At 72.8% G+C, this 20,820-nt stretch carries 18 protein-coding genes; 11 read left to right on the forward strand and 7 right to left on the reverse strand.

Annotated features, from left to right (window positions below):
- Nucleotides 1-109 precede the first annotated feature (109 nt).
- On the reverse strand, nucleotides 110-322 hold the full coding sequence (locus CUT44_RS26030; protein WP_100204360.1) for a hypothetical protein: 213 nt from the start codon (nucleotides 320-322) through the stop codon (nucleotides 110-112).
- Nucleotides 323-545: 223 nt separating this feature from the next.
- A complete protein-coding gene (locus CUT44_RS26035; protein ID WP_100204361.1) occupies nucleotides 546-992 on the reverse strand; it encodes a peptidoglycan-binding domain-containing protein in 447 nt (148 codons plus the stop codon).
- A 279-nt stretch (nucleotides 993-1,271) separates the two neighbouring features.
- On the opposite strand from CUT44_RS26035, the gene CUT44_RS26040 reads away from it, so the two are divergent.
- Both CUT44_RS26040 and CUT44_RS26045 read left to right on the forward strand, forming a co-directional pair.
- Nucleotides 1,272-2,093 carry a peptidoglycan-binding protein gene (locus CUT44_RS26040; RefSeq protein ID WP_100204362.1) on the forward strand — a complete coding sequence of 274 codons (822 nt, stop codon included), beginning with the start codon at nucleotides 1,272-1,274 and terminating at the stop codon, nucleotides 2,091-2,093.
- Nucleotides 2,090-3,070 (forward strand): helix-turn-helix domain-containing protein, encoded by a 981-nt coding sequence (locus tag CUT44_RS26045; RefSeq protein ID WP_100204473.1) that lies wholly within the window; start codon nucleotides 2,090-2,092, stop codon nucleotides 3,068-3,070. The genes CUT44_RS26040 and CUT44_RS26045 overlap by 4 nt, the downstream gene beginning before the upstream one ends.
- Nucleotides 3,071-3,086: 16 nt before the next feature.
- Here CUT44_RS26045 and CUT44_RS26050 read toward each other — a convergent pair whose 3' ends face one another.
- Both CUT44_RS26050 and CUT44_RS26055 read right to left on the reverse strand, forming a co-directional pair.
- Entirely contained in the window at nucleotides 3,087-3,797 is a 711-nt protein-coding gene (locus CUT44_RS26050) for a glycoside hydrolase family 11 protein (protein WP_100204363.1), read from the reverse strand.
- 514 nt (nucleotides 3,798-4,311) lie between these two features.
- Nucleotides 4,312-4,971: a hypothetical protein gene (locus CUT44_RS26055; protein WP_100204364.1), complete on the reverse strand. Its 660-nt coding sequence runs from the start codon at nucleotides 4,969-4,971 to the stop codon at nucleotides 4,312-4,314.
- A gap of 628 nt (nucleotides 4,972-5,599) precedes the next feature.
- Between CUT44_RS26055 and CUT44_RS26060 the strand changes: the two genes are divergently transcribed.
- From CUT44_RS26060 to CUT44_RS26080, 5 genes are all read left to right on the forward strand, one after another.
- Nucleotides 5,600-6,967, forward strand: a complete 1,368-nt coding sequence (locus CUT44_RS26060; RefSeq protein ID WP_100204365.1) for a hypothetical protein — start codon at nucleotides 5,600-5,602, stop codon at nucleotides 6,965-6,967.
- 694 nt (nucleotides 6,968-7,661) lie between these two features.
- A complete protein-coding gene (locus tag CUT44_RS26065; protein WP_233221677.1) occupies nucleotides 7,662-8,342 on the forward strand; it encodes a DUF4956 domain-containing protein in 681 nt (226 codons plus the stop codon).
- Nucleotides 8,339-9,226 (forward strand): polyphosphate polymerase domain-containing protein, encoded by an 888-nt coding sequence (locus CUT44_RS26070; protein ID WP_199185840.1) that lies wholly within the window; start codon nucleotides 8,339-8,341, stop codon nucleotides 9,224-9,226. The genes CUT44_RS26065 and CUT44_RS26070 overlap by 4 nt, the downstream gene beginning before the upstream one ends.
- A gap of 138 nt (nucleotides 9,227-9,364) precedes the next feature.
- Entirely contained in the window at nucleotides 9,365-11,155 is a 1,791-nt protein-coding gene (locus CUT44_RS26075; RefSeq protein WP_199185841.1) for a CotH kinase family protein, read from the forward strand.
- Nucleotides 11,156-11,344: 189 nt separating this feature from the next.
- The gene (locus CUT44_RS26080) at nucleotides 11,345-13,009 is read left to right on the forward strand and encodes a CotH kinase family protein (RefSeq protein WP_199185842.1); all 1,665 of its coding nucleotides are present in this window, start codon (nucleotides 11,345-11,347) and stop codon (nucleotides 13,007-13,009) included.
- Nucleotides 13,010-13,099: 90 nt separating this feature from the next.
- Here CUT44_RS26080 and CUT44_RS26085 read toward each other — a convergent pair whose 3' ends face one another.
- Nucleotides 13,100-14,407 carry a pyroglutamyl peptidase gene (locus CUT44_RS26085; protein WP_408646797.1) on the reverse strand — a complete coding sequence of 436 codons (1,308 nt, stop codon included), beginning with the start codon at nucleotides 14,405-14,407 and terminating at the stop codon, nucleotides 13,100-13,102.
- A gap of 599 nt (nucleotides 14,408-15,006) precedes the next feature.
- On the opposite strand from CUT44_RS26085, the gene CUT44_RS26090 reads away from it, so the two are divergent.
- A complete protein-coding gene (locus CUT44_RS26090; protein WP_100204366.1) occupies nucleotides 15,007-15,264 on the forward strand; it encodes a DUF1876 domain-containing protein in 258 nt (85 codons plus the stop codon).
- A 520-nt stretch (nucleotides 15,265-15,784) separates the two neighbouring features.
- Nucleotides 15,785-17,494 (forward strand): sensor histidine kinase, encoded by a 1,710-nt coding sequence (locus CUT44_RS26095; protein WP_158239671.1) that lies wholly within the window; start codon nucleotides 15,785-15,787, stop codon nucleotides 17,492-17,494.
- Nucleotides 17,495-17,512: 18 nt separating this feature from the next.
- Here CUT44_RS26095 and CUT44_RS26100 read toward each other — a convergent pair whose 3' ends face one another.
- Entirely contained in the window at nucleotides 17,513-18,487 is a 975-nt protein-coding gene (locus CUT44_RS26100; RefSeq protein WP_100204367.1) for an Acg family FMN-binding oxidoreductase, read from the reverse strand.
- A gap of 212 nt (nucleotides 18,488-18,699) precedes the next feature.
- On the opposite strand from CUT44_RS26100, the gene CUT44_RS26105 reads away from it, so the two are divergent.
- Complete coding sequence (locus tag CUT44_RS26105; protein ID WP_100204368.1) at nucleotides 18,700-19,443, forward strand: TetR/AcrR family transcriptional regulator; 744 nt, start codon at nucleotides 18,700-18,702, stop codon at nucleotides 19,441-19,443.
- A gap of 332 nt (nucleotides 19,444-19,775) precedes the next feature.
- On the forward strand, nucleotides 19,776-20,201 hold the full coding sequence (locus CUT44_RS26110) for a DUF4260 domain-containing protein (RefSeq protein ID WP_100204369.1): 426 nt from the start codon (nucleotides 19,776-19,778) through the stop codon (nucleotides 20,199-20,201).
- Nucleotides 20,202-20,265: 64 nt separating this feature from the next.
- Here CUT44_RS26110 and CUT44_RS26115 read toward each other — a convergent pair whose 3' ends face one another.
- Entirely contained in the window at nucleotides 20,266-20,787 is a 522-nt protein-coding gene (locus CUT44_RS26115; protein WP_100204370.1) for a flavodoxin domain-containing protein, read from the reverse strand.
- Nucleotides 20,788-20,820 lie beyond the last annotated feature (33 nt).

Here is a 20,820-nt window from a genome sequence, read left to right on the forward strand (position 1 = left end):
TGCTCGGTTCGGTACGGCTGTCGTACGACCGCGGTCACGGGACCGCCACAGGTGGTGGGCCGGGGCCGGGACGGTCGCCCTGGTCCGGCCCCAGCACGTCTTCCGCCTGTCAGCGGAGCCAGCCGTGGCGCTTGACCAGCGGCAGTGCCTCCCAGGTGCGGCCGGCGCCGTAGGCGGCCAGGGCGACAGTGGCGTCGGTGGTGGTGCCGGTCTCCTGGCCGGCCGCGGCACGGGCACCGGCCGCCGGGGCGGCGGCCCTCGTCCGGCGCCACGAGGGCAGGTGGAGTCCGGGACGGTGGTGAGAGTGACCCTGCACGGCCATGACGTGCTCCCTTCCAGAAGCTTCGGACCGGCTGTCCGTCGCATGACCACCATCCCGCCCGCGGCGGGTCCGGCGCCGGTGCCGAAGGGCCGCCAGGGGCGGGGCCGGTCGGCCCTGTTCCCCGGGACCGGTGGGTCCCGGGGAACTCCCCCGTGCCGTTCCGCCGTGCGACCGTACACGCGGCGGGGCCGGTCTTTACGCGGGCCGGGTCCTCCGCACCGGTCTAGAGCGAGTTGGCGAGCCGCTTGAACGCCGCCTGGGTCCCCGAACCGGCGATCCCGTCGATGGCGCCGGTGTAGCCGTAGTGGGCCTTCATCCAGCGCTGCAGCGCCTTCACCGTGTTGGGCCCGACGATCCCGTCGATGGCGTCGTTGTAGCTCCAGCTCTGCTTGAGGTAGCGCTGCATCGCCTTCCAGCTGTTGGTGCCGAGCTGCCCGTCGATGGCGCCGGTGTAGCCGTAGCTGCTCTTCAGCACCCGCTGGATCTTCCTGGCCTGTGTGGTGTTCAGGCCGAGGTTGACCACCGCGAGCGGTGCGATGGCCTGAGAGCCCACCGCAGGCTGCGCGGCCGCCGCAGGGGCCGCAGTGGCGGCGCCCGCTGCCGCCAGGCTCCCGACGGTGATTCCGGCGGCAGCGGTGATGCCGACAAACGTCCTCGTCAAGGTTCGCATTCGTTTCCCTTTCAGTGGGCGAAGCCGACCGCACCGGCCGGCTCGGGAACGAGACTGCGGGGCGGGGACAAGGGGCCGCAACGGCGGCCGGAGAAGTGACGTAACCATGGGACGTCCCATGCGGTGACCTGCTGGGACTTGATGCGACAAGTCGGTGCGGCGGGACGGGAAGGGGCGGGCGGCGGCCGGTCGTGCACGAGCGAGGACCGCGGTTGCTGGTGCACAATGCAACGGGGGAACGGGACTTGGACCAAGAGCCGCGAACGCGTCTGGGGGAACATGCCGCGTTGGAGAGAGCTGCCCGCCGAACTGGATTCGAGCGTCCGCCGGTTGGTGGTGCGCCTGCGTGGGCTGAAGGACCACAGCGGTTTGAGTACACGGCAGTTGACCGCGAAGACGGGGTACAGCGCGAAGTCCTGGGAGCGGTATCTGAGCGGCAGATCGCTGCCGCCCCGGGAAGCCGTCGAGGCGATGGCCCGGGTCTGCGGTGAGGACCCGGTACGGCTGCTCGCGCTGCACGAGGTCGCCGCCGAGGCGTGGAGAGCCGGACGCACGGGCGTGTCCGCGACGGGGGCGGCCGAGGAGGCCGGGGCGGAGGCCCCGTCTGCCGGGACCGGGACCGGGGCCGGGGCCGACGGGGAACGGCCGCACGGGCCGCCCCCGTCGCGCATCGCGCTGGTGGCGGCGGGGGTGGTGGTCCTGGTGCTGGCCGTCTCGTCGGCGGTCCTGCTGTTCGTACGGTCCACGGGCGGCGACGGCAGGGCGGGAGCGGATCGCTCCGCCACCGCGGCGGTACCGGGACCGGCGTCGAGCCCGGCGGCCGGGTACACCTGCCGGGTGGAGCGCGTCGACGGCCGCTGGTATGCGGGCAACAGCCGTACCCGGGACGCCATCGTGGCGTACGGACACGCCGGGCCGGAGGTGGCGGAGGTGCAGTGCCTGCTGCGCCGGGCCGGCATCGAGCCGGGGGACATCGACGGGATCTACGGTCCGCTGACGCAGCGCGCCGTCGAACGTGCGCAGAAGCGGGACGGTCTGGTCGTGGACGGCATCGTCGGGCCGCACACCTGGAAGGCCCTGCGGGGGTGGTCCCGGGGATGACGCGTGCCTCGCGGCCGCCGCTGCCGCCGGAACGTGCCCGGCTGGTCGCCGTACTGCGGGAGTTGAAGGAGCGTACCGGTCTGAGTCTGGCGGGCCTGGCGGAGCGGACCACGTACAGCAAGTCCTCCTGGGACCGCTGTCTCAACGGCAGGGTGCTGCCGCCGCGGCAGGCGGTACGGGACCTGTGCCGTCTCGCCGGGGAACCGGAGGGGCGGTGTCTGGCCCTGTGGGAGATCGCGGAGGCGGAGTGGAGCGGGCGTGCGGCGGGGGCGGCGCCCGCGTCCGCGGATGCGGGCACACCGGGGCAGCCGCCGTCCCCGGCACCGTCCCCGGCGCCGTCCCCGGACCGGCAGGAGACCACGCCTGCCGGTGACCGGCACGGTCACCGGGGTGCGGTGGTTCGCCGGGGTGCGGTGGCAGTGGTGGTGCTCGCGTCGGTGTGCGCCGTGGCTCTCGGGGGCGTGGTGGCCCTGTTCCTGTCGCCGGGCCGGGACGGCGGATCGCGGTTCCCGCCCCCGCCCGCTTCCGGGCCCTACTGCCGGGGAGCCGGCTGCGAGGGCAGGGACCCGATAAGCATGGTCTGTGCCGCCGGGCCGGACACCCTCGCCTCGTACCGTACCGCCACCGGAGCCCGGATGGAGGTGCGCTACAGCCGGGAGTGCGGGACCGGTTGGGCCCGGGCGTGGGGTACGGGTGTCGGCGACCGGATCGAGGTGTCCGCGGACGGCCGTACCCACAGTGCCGAGGTCGTGGACGAGCTCGACGCGGAGGCGTATGTCTACACCGCCATGGCCGCGATCCGTCCCGGAAGCGTCGTCCGGGCCTGCTTCCGGCCCGCGGCGGGCGGGGAGACGGAGTGTTTCGACGGTGCTGCGGTCCGGGGCACGGGCGGCGGGGAGAGGGCCCGCGCCTCGTACCGCGCCGCGCCGTGGCGCGGCGGCCTGGTGCCGTCGCGCCACGACGCGGTGTTCCGGTGAGTCGGGGACGACCCGGTCAGCTCATGTTGATGTTGGAGTTGCCGCTGCTCTGGTAGCCCTCGGTCGCCATGATCATGTAGTAGTTGAAGCTGCCCATCCGCAGCCCGGCCCGGCTCCACGCGTCGAAGTGGTTGCCGGTGGTGATGGTGCCGCCGGTCTTCTTCTGCTGCCGGACGCTCCAGTACTGGTCGAAGGTCCTGCCGTCGCCCTCGATGGAGGGGGCGTTGTACCGGGTCGTCTTGTAGATGTCGTACGTGCCGCCGTCGCTGCTGACCGTGCCCCGGTGCTCGCCCGTGGGCCGGTAGGTGCCCCAGTTGTCGACGATGTAGTACTCGACGAGCGGGTTCGCCGTCCACCCGTACAGGCACAGGTACGCGTTGCCGGACGGGTTGAAGCTGCCGGAGTAGTGCACTGTCCGGCGGCTTCCGTTGCTCCAGCCCTTGCCGATGACGAAGTTGCCGGTGTTGCGCCACGAGGTGCTGTAGTTGCCGCCGTTCCCCAGGGTCGCGGAGACCGTTCCGGGGGCGTCGGTCCAGAACGAGAAGAAGTACCCGCTGTGGTGGCCGGTCTGGTTCGAGGTGATGGTCTGGGCGTGGGCGGTGCCGGCGGTCGGCAGTATCAGGCCGGAGGTGGCCACCGCCAGGGCGCCGGCGCGGCCGATGAAGCCCCTGCGGCTGAGGCCGCCGGGGGTGGGGACGCCGTTGTCGGGGGTGGGAGCGCCGTTCATGTGCATGCTTCCTCCATGCGAAGACTGGCCGGGGGCCAGGCAGCGTGATACGACCCGGTGGGGATGCCGGCGGCCGGGAGGCGGCCACCGTGTGCCGGCGCCGTATCAGCGACGGTGGGGGGATGTCGGTCGTCGTGCGCTCGACGGCCGGAGAGCCGGGACACTGTGGGGTGTTCCGGACCGACAGGAGGGCTGTCGATGCCGATAGTGTTGGTCCGGCCCGTTGAGTTGTCAACAGTTCCCGGAAGCATTACGGGAACTGTGCTGTCATCAGGGATTTACACAGGAAGACGTTGCTGCTGGTCAGCGGTCATCTTCGACTGATCACTTCGGAATCCGTTTGCTGGAAGCAGCAGTTCCGGGACCGATGGCCGGGTCAACGTTGTCGAAACTTTCGGAGATGTTCCGATCATGACGGCGGGGCGGGGCGGGGCGGGGTCGGCCGGTGGCGGGCGGCCCCCGGGGCCGTCGGGGGCCGCCCCGTGTCTCCTCCGGGCGCGGACCGGACCGGGGTTCAGCCGCTCCGGGGCGGCACGGGGGGATTCCGCCGGGCCGCCAGCGCGGCCTCGAGGTCGGCCTCGACACGGGCCAGATCGGCCGGACCGTAGTAACTGCCGACGCGCACCAGTTCCCGGTAGACGTCCACCGCCCGGGAACCGCGCTCACGGACCTGGCCCTCGGAACGGAGACCGCCGTCGCACACGGCTTCGAGCCGTACGCAGCGGATCCAGGCGTCGGCCGCCCGGGCGATGGCGTCCTCCACCTCCTCCCCGGTCGGCCGGCGGGGTGTTCCGTCCGGGCGGACGGCGGGGCGGTCCGTGGCGCCGTCCGGTGCCCGCCCGGCCGCGAGCGCCTCGGCGACCCTCCCCGGCCGTGCCCGGGCCGGGTCGTGGCGGTCGAAGAGCCGCCATGCGCGCCGGGCCGTCTCCAGGGCGGCGTGCACACGGCCCAGCGCCTCGAGTGCCTCGGCACGGGCGTAGTACAGCGCGGCCAGCCGCTGTTCGTCCCGCGGGTCGCCGTCCGCCGCCGCGACGGCCCGGTCGATCCGGGCCTCGGCGCGTTCGCTGAGCCTGAGGGCCTTGTGCCACCGCCCGGACTCGATCTCGACCATGCTGCGCAGGAACAGCCGGTCCGCGGACCGGCGGTACGCGCGGCCCGCCGACTTCCTCCACACCGTCAGGCCTCCTCCGGTCCCTCGGCCCGGCGGACGTGGTGCCCGGCCGGGTAGGTGCCGAATCTACTGCGTGCGGGAGGGCGGGGTGCCGGTTCCGGCCTCCGGAGGCCCCGGCGGGCGGTACCCGCCGGACCGGGTGTCCGGGGCGGGAGACGCCATCCGGCCGGCGATTCCGGAGTAACCGGTAGGCTTTTCCCGGTGAATTCTCCGGCCGCGGGTTACGGCGGTCCGTCGCGTCCGCCACCGTTTCCGGGGCATTGCTCGAATCGCCATTTGTTATGGCCGCGTCAAAGGCGTATTGCGTGGCGATCTCGCGGTCGGCCGAATGCTCCCCGGTGGGAGCGGGCCGGTGGATGCCGGAGGGGGGAAATGAGACGGTATGGGAGTGTATGACCGGCTGTTCGGCGCCTGGTGAACCGGATAAGCGGAAGGGGTTGTAGCGAAACCAGCGTTGGTGTATACACGTCAAGTGTATGAGGGGGCCAGGGTCAAGGACTGGGACCGCCTTCGACGAGTTGTGGCCTCGCACGTCTTCCGACTGTCTCCGACGTAATCGGTAGGCGAACGGCTTCATGTCTACGCCATGGCTATTCCTGTCGATTGCGCGTGTTCTCCTGGAGGACCCCGAATGCATTTCCACCGTTACCGGTCCCGGCTGTGGGCAGCCACGACCGCGGCAGCCGCCGCGTGCCTGGCGGTGACCACGCTCACCGCACCCGCCGCCAACGCCGAACCGGCGGACAACCCCGCGTGGGGCAAGGAGTTACCGCCGACCGACGCACCCACCAGCCGGGCCTACGACCTGATCGTCGAGAACAGCGACAAGGGGTACGCGCCGCGCGGCGGCGAGTGCTCCAAGGAGGTCCACGCCCGGTACTGGGCGTACGGGCCCGACGGCAAGGTCTACCCGACCTGGCACCCGCCGAAGGACCCCAGCGGGTGCACCTTCGGCCACGAGCACGGTGACGATCCCCGCCAGTCCGAGCTGTTCTCCGCGGTCGACTGGCCGACCTTCGGCTACACCGCCGAGGTGCAGCGGGACTCCAGTCCCGAGTACAGCCACCGCCACGAGGACCACGTCGGGCACAAGGTCATGGTCGTCAACAACGACCCGGTGAGGGAGGGCGACGACGGCACCAGCGTCTTCCCGCCGACGAACGGCAGGATCCTGGCGACCTGCGACGTGCTGCTGAAGTTCCACCAGGGCACCCACTCCGCGGACGCGTTCACCAACAACGTCCACGAGCTGATCTACAACAACCGGTGCACCGGCAGCAACAACGGGCAGACCACCGAGGCCAGGTACACCGCGCTGATCCCGCTCGGGCGTCCGGGCGGCTTCGGCGGGACCGACTGCCCCGGCCCGTTCCTCGGCGCGGGGTTCAAGCAGGTCGGCACCGCGGAGCCGGCGGACTCGCCCTCGGACACGAAGTCGCTCGGCCGGCTGATCACCGACGCGAGCTGTGTGCAGGCGATCAGGGAGGGCAAGACCCACTTCGAGCCCCTGACGGGTACGTATGTGCCGTTCGGTGACACCGACCTGCACGAGTTCTGGTTCGCCGACGTGACGGTGAGCACCTCGCAGCTGAACTTCAACATCGCTCCGCTGTTCTACGTGCTCAACCCCAGCCGGTACTTCGACTCCGGCAAGCCGGGCAACATCGGCCGCCAGGTCGATCTCTGCTACGACGTGAACGTCCAGGGTCAGTACTGTGACCAGGTGCGCCGGCAGGGCGGTCAGCGGATCGCGTGGGACGACGTGCGTTCGCCGTTCAACGGCGGTCTGCGCCAGTTCCGCCCGGGCAACTTCACGGTGCGCAACAGCGGCCCGACCACCGTCTACACCGACGTGTACGGCCGTAACGCCTCGACCCAGCCGTTCGAGGGCTCCATCAAGCAGTACTTCTCCGGCAACTCCTCGAACCCGCTCTACGTCCGGGGCACCACGAAGGACTGGGCCGCCAACCCGTCCGACCGGATCCACGCGCCGAACTGATTCCTCCTTCCGGCAGGGGGCCCGCAGCGGAGGTGTCCGCTGCGGGCCCTCGCCCTGTCCCGCGGCGTCCGGCCGCGAGCCGCCGACGGCCCCGCGCCGGTCCCCGCCGGGCCCGGTACGGGGCCTCTCGCCGCGCCCCGGCCGGTGCCGCGGGGCCAGGGCCGGCGCCGGTCCGGGAGGGGGTGACCCGGCGGCGTGCGGCGGAGCGGCGGCCGCCCGAAGGTCCCGCGGGTGTCACGGGAATGACCGGTCTCAGTCCTTCAGTATCGGAAAAGTTCCGGTAAACATTGAGGGAGTGTTGGTCGGGTCCGCTGTCGCCCGGTGCTGGACCGAGCGTTTCCCGGCTTGTCAATGTGTGTCCTGAGCTGGGAGTCGCGGAAGGGAAGGGGCGATCCGACAGATCGCTTCCGTCTCCGAAAAGTTCCGGGGGAACGTATCGGGCAAGCGACAGTTCCGGTCAACGGGCGGCTCCTTCGGCCGGGGCTGTGAACGAGTCCGCTCACATACCGGCTGAGCTGCCCCGACGGTCCGTGAGGGAGGGGCGTGCCACTCCGCGCGCCTCCCGGCCTTCCGGCTGTGACCTGGTGATTCACATAAGTGACGATCGGCCGGAAGTGAATGGCGGTGGTGGTGGGGCCACATTTACCGTCGTGTTAACCACCAGGCCAGCACTGGTTCACCGCACGTGCACGAAATGAACGCGGCGGGCTCCCCCCACAACCGCTGGAAGGACTACCACATGGCGCAACTCGCCTTATTCCTGAGCGACATCGCGGCAGTCAGCCTCCTGGTGTTCGGTTTGTACTTCCCACGCCACCGCAGGAAAGACCTGGTGGTGGCCTACCTCGGGGTGAACGTCGGGGTGCTCGCGGTGGCCAGCGCGCTGAGTTCGGGGAAGACCGGTGCCGGAATCGGACTTGGCATGGCCCTGTTCGGCGTGCTGTCGATCATCCGGCTGCGTTCGACCGAACTGGACCAGCACGAGGTCGCCTACTACTTCTCCGCTCTGGCACTGGGCCTGCTCGGCGGTATGCAGACCACCGAGGTGTGGCGCTCGGCCGTGCTGATGGGGCTGATCGTGGCGGTGCTCTTCGTGGGCGACCACCCGCGGATGATGCGCAACCACCGCCGCCAGGTGATGGTGCTGGACACCGCGCTGCCCGACCACACCGCGCTGGTGGCGTACCTGGAGCAGACCCTGGGAGCCCGGGTCCACTCGGCCGTCGTGCAGCGGGTCGACCTGGTCAACGACACCACCTTGGTGGACGTGCGCTACCGCTGCGCCCCCGGGCCGCACGCCAAGAACGCCAACACCGCCGCGCACGCCGAGCCGGCCGCCCCCGGCGGCACCACCCCGGTGGCGGTGAGGCCGTGAGCGCCGGGAACCTGGGCGCCGCGCTGGAGGAACTCCGGCCGATCGGGCTGGAGGAACTCATCGCGTGCGCGTCGCTGCAGACCCGGGTGGACCGCAAGTACGTACTGCCGGCCGACGTGGCGGAGGAGCTGCTGGGCCGGCTGCCGTCCGGCACCCGGGTCCTGGACATCGACGGCGACCGCAGCTTCGCCTACCGGTCGCTGTACTTCGACACCCCCGAACTGACCAGCTACCTGCTGACCGCCCACCGGCGCCGCCGCCGGTTCAAGATACGCACCCGCCTCTACGAGCAGTCCGGTGACTGCTGGCTGGAGGTGAAGGTCCGCGGCAACCGCGGCAGCACCGTCAAGCAGCGCCTGCCCTACGAACCGCGGGACTGGAACACGCTGGGACCGGGGCGCGACTTCGTCGACGAGATCCTGGCGGAGAACCGCATCGCCGGAAGCCCGCTGTTCGACTACGTCCCCACGCTGACCACCCGGTACCACCGCACGACCCTCCACCTTCCGGACACCAACAGCCGGGTCACCATCGACACCGGACTGACCTGGGTGGACGGCGACCGGGAGATGTGCCTGCCGGACACGGTGATCGTGGAGACCAAGACCGGTTCCACGGCCTCGCACGTCGACCGGCTGCTGTGGCGCAGCCGGTACCGGCCCAGCCGTATCTCCAAGTACGCGACCGGCCTCGCCGCGCTGCGTCCGCACCTGCCCGACGGGCCCTGGCGGCGCACCCTGCGCCGGCACTTCCCGCCGGACCTCCCGCGGACCGCGCCGGACGCCGGGCCCCGGAGGGCCGAGGTGCCGGTCACCGGTTCCCCGGACGTGGCGCCCGTGTGCCCGCCACTCCAGGAGCGGCTCGACGCGGTGATGTCCCGCTAGCGGCCCGCCCGCAGAACAGACCGCACGCGACTCTCGTTCGACGTGCCGGCAACAGCAGTTCCGTGGCAGTCCGACCGCGTCTGCCTTCATCGTGTTACGGATCGAGGTGCAACTCCAGTGCACAGAAAAAGGATGAGCGTGGTGGGCTTACTCACCGCGCTGACCGTCGGAGTGACGGGCAGCGCGGCGGTGTACGGTGCCCCCGCGCCGTCGTCGGCCAAGACCGGAACCGCCGGGCAGACGACGACCGGGACGAGTGACGGGGAGGCCGGGGCCAAGGCCGCGAAGGACGCCGCGGCCATCCGGCAGCAGCAGGACGAACTGGCCGGGGACATCGACTTCTCGGTGCCCAGCGGCACCTTCCAGGGCCAGGTGTCGGTCACCCTGAGTACCTCCGTGGCGAACGCGCAGATCCGGTACACCACCGACGGGACGCTGCCGACGGCCTCCTCCGCGCTGTATTCCGGGGCGCTGAACCTGACCGCCACCACCCAGCTGCGCGCCCAGGCGTTCGTGAACGGCGCCGCCAGCGGCGAGCCGGGCACGGCCATCTACCTCGCCCGCGCCGCCAACGCCACCACCGCCCACGACCTGCCGGTGCTGGTGCTGGACGACTACGGCGCCGGGAAGCCCGGCCGGGACTGGGTGGACACGGCGGCCATGCTGATGGAACCGCAGGGCGGTACCACCTCGCTCGGCGCGACGCCCACACTGGCCACCCGGGCCGCCTTCCATCTGCGCGGGCAGTCCTCGTCGAACTTCGAGAAGGCCCCGTACCGGCTGGAGCTGCGGGACAACCAGGACGACGACGCCGACTACCCGATGCTGGGCATGCCGGCCGAGTCCGACTGGGTGCTGCGCGGACCGTTCCCGGACAAGTCCCTGGTCCGTGACGCCTTCGCCTACACCCTGGGCCAGGAGCTGGGGCTGAAGGCCCCGCGCCACCGGTTCGTCGAGGTGTACACCAACCTGGACGGCGGCACGCTGGGATCCGAGGACTATCAGGGCGTCTACCTGCTCGACGAGACCATCAAGAACCAGAAGGACCGGCTGGACCTGAAGCAGCTCGACGAGGAGGACACCAGCCTCCCGGAGATCAGCGGCGGCTACATCTTCAAGTTCGACGCCTTCGCGGCCGAGGAACCCAAGCTGGTGTGCACCGGCGCGGCCGCCACCTGCTGGAACGACCTGGAGGTCGTGGACCCGGAGCCGCTCAACTCCCAGCAGCAGCAGTGGCTGACCCAGTACGTCCAGAAGTTCCACGACTCGCTGCGCAGCGCCAACCCCTCCGACCCGCAGACCGGCTACCCGGCGTACATCGACGTCGACTCCTTCGTCAACCAGATCATCCTCAACGAGCTGGCCCGCCAGGGAGACGGCTACATCCGCAGCCAGTACTTCCACAAGGACCGGGACGGGAAGATCTTCACCGGCCCGCTGTGGGACTACGACATCGGCTTCGGAGCCGTCCCCGGGGCCGACGCGATCGAGGGCTGGCAGTTCCGGCCGTTCTCGTTCCCCGGCATGCCGCCCACCACCGACTGGTTCCTGCGGCTGATGGAACAGCCGGAGTTCCAGCAGCGGGTCAGGACGCGGTGGCAGGAACTGCGCCAGGGCGTGCTCTCCGACGCGCAGCTGCGGGCGCGGGTCAGCCGGCTGGCCTCGCCGCTGACCAACGCAGCGCAGCGGAACTTCACCAAGTGGCCCAACCTCAACAGCCGCATGGTCGGCGGGTTCCAGACCAAGACCTCCCAGACCTGGCAGCAGCAGCTGACGATCCTGCAGGACTGGCTGGTGCAGCGGGCCGCCTGGATCGACTCCTCCGGGTGGGACCCCAGCATCAACCCCAACCCGGGATGGCCGCCGCAGCCCGGCAAGGAGGAACTGCTCAAGGTCATGCCGGACCTCAAGGGGCGCGAACTGTCCTGAGCCGGGGCCGGCGGCCCGTCCGCCGCGCACCGGCCGTACGCCGGGCCGGCCCGTCCCACCGGGCCGGCCCGGCGCCGGTCTTTCCGGCCCGGCGCTCCCGCCGGCTCCTTCCTTTTTCCAGCCGCTCCTTCCTCCGTCCTCCTCACCGATTGGGGTACCGCCGTGGTGCGCAGGAGAAGAACGAACGCGGTGGGCTTGCTCACCGCACTGGTCATCGTCATGACGGGCAGTGCGGCGGCGCACGGCGCCCCCGTGCCGCCGGGCCCGGCCGCGACCGCCGAACGGACCGGGCAGAGCACCGTGCGGGACACCGGGAAGGAGGAGAGCGGAAACCAGCTGACCGGGGACATCGACTTCTCGGTGCCCAGCGGCACCTTCCAGGACGAGCTGACGGTGGCACTGGGCACCTCCGTGTCCGGCGCCGAGATCCGGTACACCACCGACGGGACGCTGCCCACGGCCTCCTCGCCCCTGTACTCCGGGGCGCTGGACCTGACCGCCACCACCCAGTTGCGCGCCCAGGCCTTCGTGAACGGCGCGGCCGGCGGCGAGCCGGGCACGGCGCTGTACGTCGCCCGCTCGTTCGATGCCGCGCACGATCTGCCGCTGCTGGTCATGGACGCGTACGGCGCGGGCAAGCCCGGCCGCGAGTACGCGGACGCCGCCGCACTGCTGATGGAACCGGAGTCCGGCACCGCCTCGCTCTCCACCGCCCCCGCGCTGGCCACCCGGGCCGGATTCCATCTGCGCGGGCAGTCCTCGGCCATGTTCGAGAAGGCCCCGTACCGGCTGGAGTGGTGGGACAACCACGACGAGGACGCCGACCACCCCGTGCTGGGCATGCCGGCCGACTCCGACTGGGTGCTGCGCGGACCGTTCGCGGACAAGTCCCTGATCCGCACCGCGCTCATGTACGAGCTGGGCCGGAAGACGGGCATGCGGGTACCGCGCCACCGGTTCGTCGAGGTGTACCTGAACTCGGACGGCGGCCCGCTGGAGGCCGCCGACTACCAGGGCGTCTACATGATCACCGAGACCATCAAGAACCAGAAGGACCGGCTGGACCTGAAGGAGCTCGGCGAGGAGGACATCAGCGAACCGGCCGTCACAGGCGGTTACATCTTCAAGTTCGAGTGGTTCGCCGCCGAGGAGCCGACCCTGACGTGCACCGGGGAGGCCGCCACCTGCTGGCGCGACCTGGAGGTCGCCGAACCCTCACAGCTCCGGCCCGAGCAGGAGGAGTGGCTGACCGGGTACGTCCAGAAGTTCCACGACTCGCTGCGCGGCGCGTCCCCGTCAGATCCGCAGACCGGCTATCCGGCTTACATCGACGTCGACTCGTTCGTCGACCAGGTCATCCTCAACGAGCTGAGCCGCGAGATGGACGCCTACATCCGCAGCCAGTACTTCCACAAGGACCGGGAGGGGAAGATCTTCGCCGGGCCGCTGTGGGACTACAACCTCACCTTCGGCACCGGCGGGTACTTCGGGAACCAACTGGTCGAGGGCTGGCAGTTTGAGCAGACCCGGCAGTCGCCCGCCAACGACTGGTTCATCCGGCTGATGGACGACCCGTCGTTCGTCCAGCGGGTCGACGAGCGCTGGCGGGAGCTGCGCGCGGGCGCCCTGTCCGACGGCTCCCTGACGGCCCTGGTCGACGGGCTGGCCGCGCCGCTGACCGACGCCGCCGGGCGCAACTTCACCAGGTGGCCCAACCTCGGCAGCCGCATGGTCGGCCCGTTCGTCACCCCGACCGCCGACACCTGGCAGGGGCAGGTGGACCAGCTGCGCGACTGGATGCTGCGGCGCGCCGCCTGGCTGGACTCCTCCGGCTGGCGGCCCGACGCGGGCTGAGGACCGGAGACCCGGACCCCGGCCGGCCGTCCCCGGACAACGGGGACGGCCGGCCGGGCATCCGCCCGGATCAGCGGTGATCCGCCCGGGTCAGCGCGGTGCGTCCGCGGCGGCCCCGACCACCTCCCGCACCTGGGCGGTGATGTCGAGCCGGTTGCGGACGAACACCTCGTCGGTGATCTCCCCGGTGTCCGGGAAGGTGTTGCCCGGGCCGAACTCCAGGACGGGGGTGTGCAGATGGCCGCCCGGCAGGGCCGGGTCCAGCGCGTCGCGCAGCAGGGTGGCCCGGTAGGCGATCTCGTTGGAGAGGTAGTCGCCGCCCGAGCCCTCCCGGGCGGTCGAACCCGGGGTGGGTCCGTCGGGCCGCGGTACGGGGGTGGTGGCGCCCGCCGGGATCTCCCTCACGAACGTGTTGTCGAACACCGGGAACGGGCCGGTGCCGGCCTCGATGATCCGCCGGTACGGGAGCGTGGTCACCGTCCACTGCGGCTGCGGGTCGACGGTGGGCACGTCGCCGGGTACGGGGACGGTGCCGGTGTCCGACTCCCGGACGTTGTCCAGTGCGCCGCCGCGCCAGGCCCCGTTGAAGCGCTCCAGGTCGAACTGGCCGGGCCGGCCCTGGCTGACGGTGAGGAACAGGTCCGCCTGCCGCGGGCCGGGCGTGAAGTGCGGCAGCAGCGTCCGCTCCACCGTTCCCTCGGCGAAGTCCGCCCAGCGCACCGGGAAGACGGCGGTCTCCACGCGGACCGGGCCCGAGGGGGTGGTGAGCACGGTGCCGTCCAGGGCGAGCGCGGCGGCTCCCGACGGGTTGCTCCGGCGGATGTCGCCGTCGAGCTGGAAGGGGTCGAAGCCGGTGACCACGGCGCGCCGCACACCGTCGTCCGCGGGGAAGTCCAGGGAGTCCTGGCCCCGGGAGGCGCGCTCGAGCCGGGCGAGGAGGTCCGCTCGTCCGGCCGCGTCCAGCGGGAACGCCGGCTGCCACTGGCGGACCGCCCTGGTCATGCCGAGCCGGGCCCAGTACAGCGGCCGGTCGTCGTCCGGGCTCAGCTCCGCCGCCTGGTCACCGCGTCCCTGTGCCCGGTCCACGGCGCGCCGCCACAGTTCCCGTCCGGCGCGGCCGGCCAGCTCCCGGGCCTCCTCCGCGGTGGCCGTGTCCGCCAGGGCGCGGGCGAACTCCGGCGCCACGTCGTCGAATCCGGCGCGCCGCAGGATCTCGCCCGGTACCGGGCCCGCCGACAGCCGCGCCTCCTCGACGGTGGGTTCGGCGGCGGCGCCGGAGGCGGCCGGAGCGGCTGAGGCGGTGGGAAAGGTGAGGGCGCAGGCGAGCAGGACGGTGCTCAGGGCGTACAGGCGGGTGCGCGTACGTGGTCCGGTACGTGGTTCGGTGGGGGGTCTCACGGGGTCCTTCCGTTCGGTCGGTGCCCGGCCGGTCGCCGAGGCGACTGTACGAGCATGCTGACCGGTCACCGGGACGGTTCCAAGAGGCACCCGGGCACCCGGGCGGGAAGGCGGTACGGACCGCTCAGCGACCCGCCGGGCCACCGGGCGCGGATCCGGTGCCGGACACCCGGCGCCCGACGCGGCGGCGGACCCCGGTGCGCCGGGCCGGGGCGGGGGAGACGGCGGCACGGGTACGCACGGGTACCGAGTACCGGGGCCGTCGGCCGGGGCCGGCCGCTTTCGGCGGAACCCCAGGTCCCGGGAGTACGGTGGGAGACAGGAGCCGGACGCGCGCCGACGCCGAGGAGGTGCCGTCGATGCCCGAAGCAGCTCCCGAAACGATGCCCGGCACGTCGTCCGGGCGCCCCGCCCCCCGGGCCGGGAGTGCGCCCGGTCCCGGCCCGCACCCCCGTCGAAGACCTCCCGCGGCGCCGGTCCCCGGGGCCACGGATCAGGTCCGGCCCTGTCCGGCCCGCTTCCGGTCCCGGCGCCCCGCGCACCCGGCGCCGCACCGGCACTCCGCACACCCACGGCAGGATCACGACAGGGAGCAGACGATGCCCCGGCACACCCAGGACTGGGAGGTCGGCCTCCACCTCTTCGAGGACGGAACGACGACGAAGGCGCACGCGGTACTGGACATCGGGAACACGGCGGTCACCGGACAGGGCACCGCGCGGCGCAACCCGCACGACAGGGACATACCGGAGATCGGTGACGAGCTCGCGGCGGGACGGGCGATGAACGACCTGGCCCACAAGCTGCTGAGCATCGCGCGGACCGACATCGAGGGCATCTCCCGCCCCGGCCCCTGACCCGACCGGACCGGACCCGGCCCACACCGTCCGGGCCCCGGACGTACCGCACCGGCCCGCGAGCGGCGGCCGGGTGCGCGGAGCCGGGGCGGCGGTTCGGACCCGCCGCCCCGGCTCCCGGTGTCCACGCCCCTCCCGGGTGCACGACCCGTGAACGATGTCGGGGAGGACCCCCCGCTTCTCGCGGGTCCTGATTGCGCGGTGCGCGGTTTCTCCCCGCTTCTCCGCGTCTCTCGTACCGGTCCTCCCCGGTGACTCCAGCAAACCCGAACGCGTCCGTCCGGCACAGGGTCGACGGTCCCGGCCGACGGGACCGAACGGCCCGGGCCGTCCCGGGCCGGGGACGGGTGCCGGGCCGGAACGCAGACCGGGGCATTCCGGCCGGGGCGCCCCGTCGCGGCGCCGTCACCGCCCGCGATCATGCCCCTCAGCAGGGAATTCCGTCCTTCGCGGGGCAGCGGAGCCGTGCGGCGAACGGCTACCGTGGGAGCGTCGACGAGCCGACCGAGGGACAGGTGGCATGGGGAGCGAGAGAGACGCGGGGCGGCTGCCCCGGCTCCAGCTGGACGAGCTGCTGGACGAGCTGCAGGCCCGGGTCGACGCCGTGCGCGGTACCCGGGACCGGGTGCACAGCCTGCTCGAGGCCGTGATGTCGGTCGGCAGGGAACTCGACCTGCCCAGCGCCCTCCAGCGCATCGTGGAGGCCGCCGTGGTGCTGGTGGACGCCGAGTACGGCGCCCTGGGCGTGATCGGCGGGGACGGCAGGCTCTCCCAGTTCATCCCGGTGGGCCTGGAGGAGGAGCAGATCAGGGCCATCGGCCCGCTGCCGACGGGCCACGGCCTGCTGGGCGAGCTGATCCGCCACCCGGAGCCGCTGCGGGTGCCCGACCTGGCGGAGCATCCGGGCTCCTCCGGCTTCCCGCCGCACCACCCGCCGATGCGCACCTTCCTCGGCGTGCCGATCCGGGTGCGCGAGGAGGTCTTCGGGAACCTCTACCTGACCGAGAAGCGGGGCGGCCGGGAGTTCGACGCCGAGGACGAGGCGGTGCTGTCCACCCTGGCCGTGGCGGCGGGGGTGGCCATCGAGAACGCCCGCCTGTACGAGGAGTCCCGCAACCGGCAGCGCTGGCTGGAGGCGAACGCGGAGATCACCGCGGAGCTGCTCTCCGGGGAGGGCGAGCGGCCGGTCCTGGAGCTGATCGTCGACCGGGCGCGCCGTATCCTCGCCGCCGATCTGGGGGTGCTGGCCCTGCCCCTGGACGGCACCGACAACCTTCAGGTGGCGCTGGCGCTGGGAGAGCGCAGCGACGCGTTCCGCGGGCTGGTGCTGCCCCGTGAGGGGTCGTTCATGGGAGCGGCCGTGACCGCCGGCGAGTCGCTCACCAGCGCCGACATCGCCACCGACCCCCGGATCACGGCGGGTACGGAGCGCTGGAAGGGCATGGGGCCGGCGGTGGCGGTTCCCATGGGTGCCGAGGGAGCGCACGGCGCGCTGCTGCTGGTGCGCCGGGAGGGGCAGGCCGCGTTCTCCGGGACGGAGACGGCACCGCTGCTGTCGTTCGCCGCGCAGGCCGCGGTCGCGATGGAGCTGGCGGAGCGGCGGCAGGCCGCCGAGCAGGTCGCGCTGCTGGAGGACCGGGACCGCATCGCCCGCGATCTGCACGACCTGGCCATCCAGCGGCTCTTCGCCACGGGGATGACACTGCAGAGCGCGGTGCGTTTCGTCCAGCACGAGGAGGCGAGCGAGCGGCTGCTGCGGGCCGTGGACGACCTGGACGAGACGATCAAGATCATCAGATCGACGATCTTCGGGCTGCGCAGCCACGGCACCGGTCCGGCCGGGCACGGACTGCGGGTACGGGTGGCGAAGGTGGTGGAGGACGCGGTGCGGAACCTGGGCTTCACCCCGGCGCTGCGCATGGAAGGGCTGCTGGACACCGACGTGCCGCCGCCCGTCGCGGACCACCTGGTCGCGGTACTGGCGGAGGCGCTGTCCAACGTGGCGCGGCACGCGCGGGCCACGGCGGCCGAGGTCTCCCTCACGGTCGGGTCCGGCACCCTGACCGCGGTCGTGGGCGACAACGGGGTGGGCATCCCCGAGGGAGGCCGCCGCAGCGGTCTGCGGAACCTCGCGGAGCGGGCCGCGAAGCTCGGCGGCGAGCTGCTGGTCGAGGCACCCGAGGGCCGGGGCAGCCGGCTGACCTGGCGGGTGCCGCTGGGCCGGGGCTGACCCTCCCGCCCCGCCGGGTCAGGGACCGGTCTCCAGTACCTCCCGGGCCGAACGGCGCGGGGTGGCGGGCCCCTCGGGGCCGTAGCCGAGGCGGATGAGCAACTGGACGTGACGGGGACGGCCGGCGCCCTCGCCCAGCGCGGCGCGCAGGTCGGGCCACTCCAGGGCCTGGTGCAGCAGAGTGGTCCGCACCGAGCGCGCGGTGGCGGCCAGCAGGACGTGCTCCAGCGCCTGGCCCGCGCGCAGCCAGTCCGCCCGCCGGTCGTGGGCGGTGGCGAGGACGGCGACGGTGGGGCGCGGCTCGAAGCGGACCGGCGGCCCGCAGGCCGCGCCCACTCCGGAGAAGTCCCGCAGGGGCAGCCGTCCGCCGGCGTCCCGCCGGCCGACCACGGAGCCGGGCAGCCCGTCGGAGGCGCCCTCGCGCAGCCAGGCACGGCCCTCCGCGCGCCGCTCGGCGGTCTCGGCGTTGCGGCGTTCGGCCTGGCCGGTCAGCCTCAGCAGGCGGGTGGTCTCCGCAACCGTGGGGAACCACAGCGAGGCGCCCTCCACCCGGGCGGCCTCGACCAGTTCCGCGGTCGTCCCGGGCGGCAGCGGATGCCCGGAGAACGGGAAGTGGCTGCTGTGCCGCCGCCACAGGGCGTCGTACAGCCCGGGGCGGTGGCGGCGGCTCACGCACACCCCGCGGGCGAGGAGGACGGTGGCCAGCAGATCGGGTTCGGCGGGGGAGGGCAGCGTCCGTACGACGGGTTCCCAGCCGGTGTGGGCCGCGGCCACCCGCAGGTTGAACAGGGCGGCACCGACCGAGATGTGCAGGGCCCGGCCCACCGGGTCGGCGTGCCGCAGGGCACGCCCGGCGACCGCCCGCACCTGGAGGGTGGCGGTGTCGGGGTCCAGCCGGTAGTGCCAGGGCTGGGTGTTGTGGATGGACGGTGCGGCCACGGCGGCGGAGACGAGCTTCTCCAGGGCCGTCGCGTCCAGTGTGGTGGGCGGCATGGGCTTTCCTCCCGGTCCGGCTGCCACCAGCCTGCCGCCCGGGTCCCGTGCCGGGGAGTGCCGATGGTCCCGGCGGCCGTGCCGACCGGGCCATGCCCCGTCCTGCGCGCGGTCCGCCCGCCGGGAATGCCGCCCGCGCGGAGGAGCTTCCGGGGTCTTGGAGCACTGTTCTCGCCGTTGATCGGCGCTCCGGCCGATGGCAGGCTGAGCGCATGGGAGCGATCAAGGGGGCCAGGGAACGGGCCCGGAGCGAGATCACGGCGAGCATCAAGGACGAGGCGCGGCGTCAGCTCGCCGACACCGGGGCGGCCCAGCTGTCGGTGCGAGCGGTGGCGCGCGCGCTCGGCATGGTGTCATCCGCCGTCTACCGCTACTTCCCCAGCCGCGACGAACTCCTGACCGCGCTCATCGTCGACGCCTACGACGCGCTGGGCCTGCAGGCCGAGACCGCCCTGGGGGCCGCCGCCCCGGACGCGGCCCCGGTCGACCGGTGGATCGCGGTGTGCGGGGCGGCCCGGGCCTGGGCGCTGGCGCACCCGCACGAGTACGCGCTGATCTACGGTTCGCCCGTGCCCGGTTACGCGGCCCCGCGGGACACCGTCGCCCCCGCCTCGCGCCTGGCCCGGACCCTGCTCCGGATCGCCTCGGACGCCCACGCCGCGGGCGAGCTGGCACCGCCGCCGGCCGGTGAGCCGCCGTCCGCAGTGCGGTGCGACGGCGGCCGGCTCGCGGCCGAACTGGCCCCGGGGCTGCCGGCCGCCAACGCCGCCTCCCTGGTGGCCGCCTGGGCGCAGCTGTTCGGCCTCATCGGGTTCGAGGTCTTCGGGCAGCTGGACAACGTCATCGGGGACCGGGCCCGGCGGGACTTCTTCGTCCACGCCTGCGCGGGTCTCGCCCGCGGGGTGGGCCTCACGGTGCGGCATGCCCGCGGTCCCGGGGTGAACGAGCCGTCCTGACCCGTACCCCGGGCCCCGGCGGCCGTCTCCCGCTCGGGCGGCCGGAGGGCGAAGCCCGCGTGCGCGACCGCCCCGGTGCCGCCGTCCGTCCTGCCGCACGAGCGCCGCGCGGCACCCGGAGGAGACCGCGCCGCGGGTGAGGGGCCATCGTCCGGCGGACCTCCGCGGCCGGGTGCCTCCACCGCACCGCGAGTGTCCTTGCCGTATGGGCGAGAGCACTGCTCTTGACGGTGACCGCGGAAGTGGAGATCATTGATCTTGTTGTAGATCAGTGCTCTCTCGCTGGGTGGTCGCCCGTGCCCGGGGCCGCTCCGAGCTCCGGAAGGACCGACATGACCGACACGACCGACGCCCACCCGCCGGCCGGCACCGCCGGCACCACCCCTGGCGTGGTCACCGGCCGGCCACTGGCCTGGCTGCGTGCCGAGGCACTGGCCACCGGCCTCGCCGGCCTCGCCGTCTTCGCCGCCACCGGGCAGCCCTGGTGGCTGGTCCCGGCACTGCTCCTGGTGCCCGACCTGTTCATGCTCGGCTATCTCGCGGGCCCGAGGGCGGGTGCCTGGGTCTACAACCTCGCGCACTCGGCGCCGCTGCCGCTGGCCCTGCTCGCCGCCGGCCTCGGGTGGGACGTCACCGCGCTGACCGTGGCCGGCGCCATCGGCCTGGCCCACATCGGACTCGACCGGGTGATCAAGGCGGGCCTCAAGTACGACCACGGCTTCGCCATCACCCACCTGGGTGTGTGGGAGAGGCGCTGAGGGCCCGGCGGTCCGGCCGTACTGCCCGGCCCGGCCGGACCGGGCAGCACGGCCGCGGTGTCCCTCAGCCCCCCGGGCCCTCCGGGGAGTCCTCGGCGAGTTCGGCCGCGACCGAGTGGGCCCAGCGGCGGATCCGCTCGCGGTCGCGGAAGTCCCCGCCCTTGCCCTGCTTGACGATCTGCCGGGCGACGAACCCCCTGGCGCCCTCGGTGAGACTGCCGCCGAAGGTGGCGTGGCCGCGGGCGCCGACGCGTGCCGCGATGCGGGCCGGGCCGGGGGCGGGCGGGATGTCGCGCTCGCCGGCGGAGGCGTCCAGCGGACCGCTGCTGAACAGCCACACCGGCCGGCGGGCCAGGGCCTGCCGGTGGTGCCGGGCGAGACGGACGGCGTCGTGCCGCCAGCGCCCGGCGTACAGGCCGGAGCCCAGCAGGACGGCGTCGTAGCCGCCGGGGTCGCCCACCTCGGCGGCGGGCAGCACGTCGGTGTCCAGGCCCTTCTCGCGCAGAGCGGCGCCGACCCATTCGGCGATCTCCGCGGTGGAGCCGTTCTTGGTGCCGTAGGCGACGAGCACGCGCTGTGCGGTCATCTCCGATCGCCTTCTTCCTGTCGGTTTTTCCAT

The organism is Streptomyces carminius, assembly GCF_002794255.1.
In the GTDB taxonomy this organism is placed as follows: Bacteria; Actinomycetota; Actinomycetes; order Streptomycetales; family Streptomycetaceae; genus Streptomyces; species Streptomyces carminius.

Excerpts from the sequence above, each read along its gene's own strand:
- CUT44_RS26030 (WP_100204360.1), bottom strand. The coding sequence starts at position 322 with ATGGCCGTGCAGGGTCACTCTCACCACCGTCCCGGACTCCACCTGCCC.
- CUT44_RS26035 (WP_100204361.1), bottom strand. The coding sequence starts at position 992 with ATGCGAACCTTGACGAGGACGTTTGTCGGCATCACCGCTGCCGCCGGA.
- CUT44_RS26040 (WP_100204362.1), top strand. The coding sequence starts at position 1,272 with ATGCCGCGTTGGAGAGAGCTGCCCGCCGAACTGGATTCGAGCGTCCGC.
- CUT44_RS26045 (WP_100204473.1), top strand. The coding sequence starts at position 2,090 with ATGACGCGTGCCTCGCGGCCGCCGCTGCCGCCGGAACGTGCCCGGCTG.
- CUT44_RS26050 (WP_100204363.1), bottom strand. The coding sequence starts at position 3,797 with ATGAACGGCGCTCCCACCCCCGACAACGGCGTCCCCACCCCCGGCGGC.
- CUT44_RS26060 (WP_100204365.1), top strand. The coding sequence starts at position 5,600 with ATGCATTTCCACCGTTACCGGTCCCGGCTGTGGGCAGCCACGACCGCG.
- CUT44_RS26065 (WP_233221677.1), top strand. The coding sequence starts at position 7,662 with ATGAACGCGGCGGGCTCCCCCCACAACCGCTGGAAGGACTACCACATG.
- CUT44_RS26090 (WP_100204366.1), top strand. The coding sequence starts at position 15,007 with ATGCCCCGGCACACCCAGGACTGGGAGGTCGGCCTCCACCTCTTCGAG.
- CUT44_RS26095 (WP_158239671.1), top strand. The coding sequence starts at position 15,785 with ATGGGGAGCGAGAGAGACGCGGGGCGGCTGCCCCGGCTCCAGCTGGAC.
- CUT44_RS26100 (WP_100204367.1), bottom strand. The coding sequence starts at position 18,487 with ATGCCGCCCACCACACTGGACGCGACGGCCCTGGAGAAGCTCGTCTCC.
- CUT44_RS26105 (WP_100204368.1), top strand. The coding sequence starts at position 18,700 with ATGGGAGCGATCAAGGGGGCCAGGGAACGGGCCCGGAGCGAGATCACG.
- CUT44_RS26110 (WP_100204369.1), top strand. The coding sequence starts at position 19,776 with ATGACCGACACGACCGACGCCCACCCGCCGGCCGGCACCGCCGGCACC.
- CUT44_RS26115 (WP_100204370.1), bottom strand. The coding sequence starts at position 20,787 with ATGACCGCACAGCGCGTGCTCGTCGCCTACGGCACCAAGAACGGCTCC.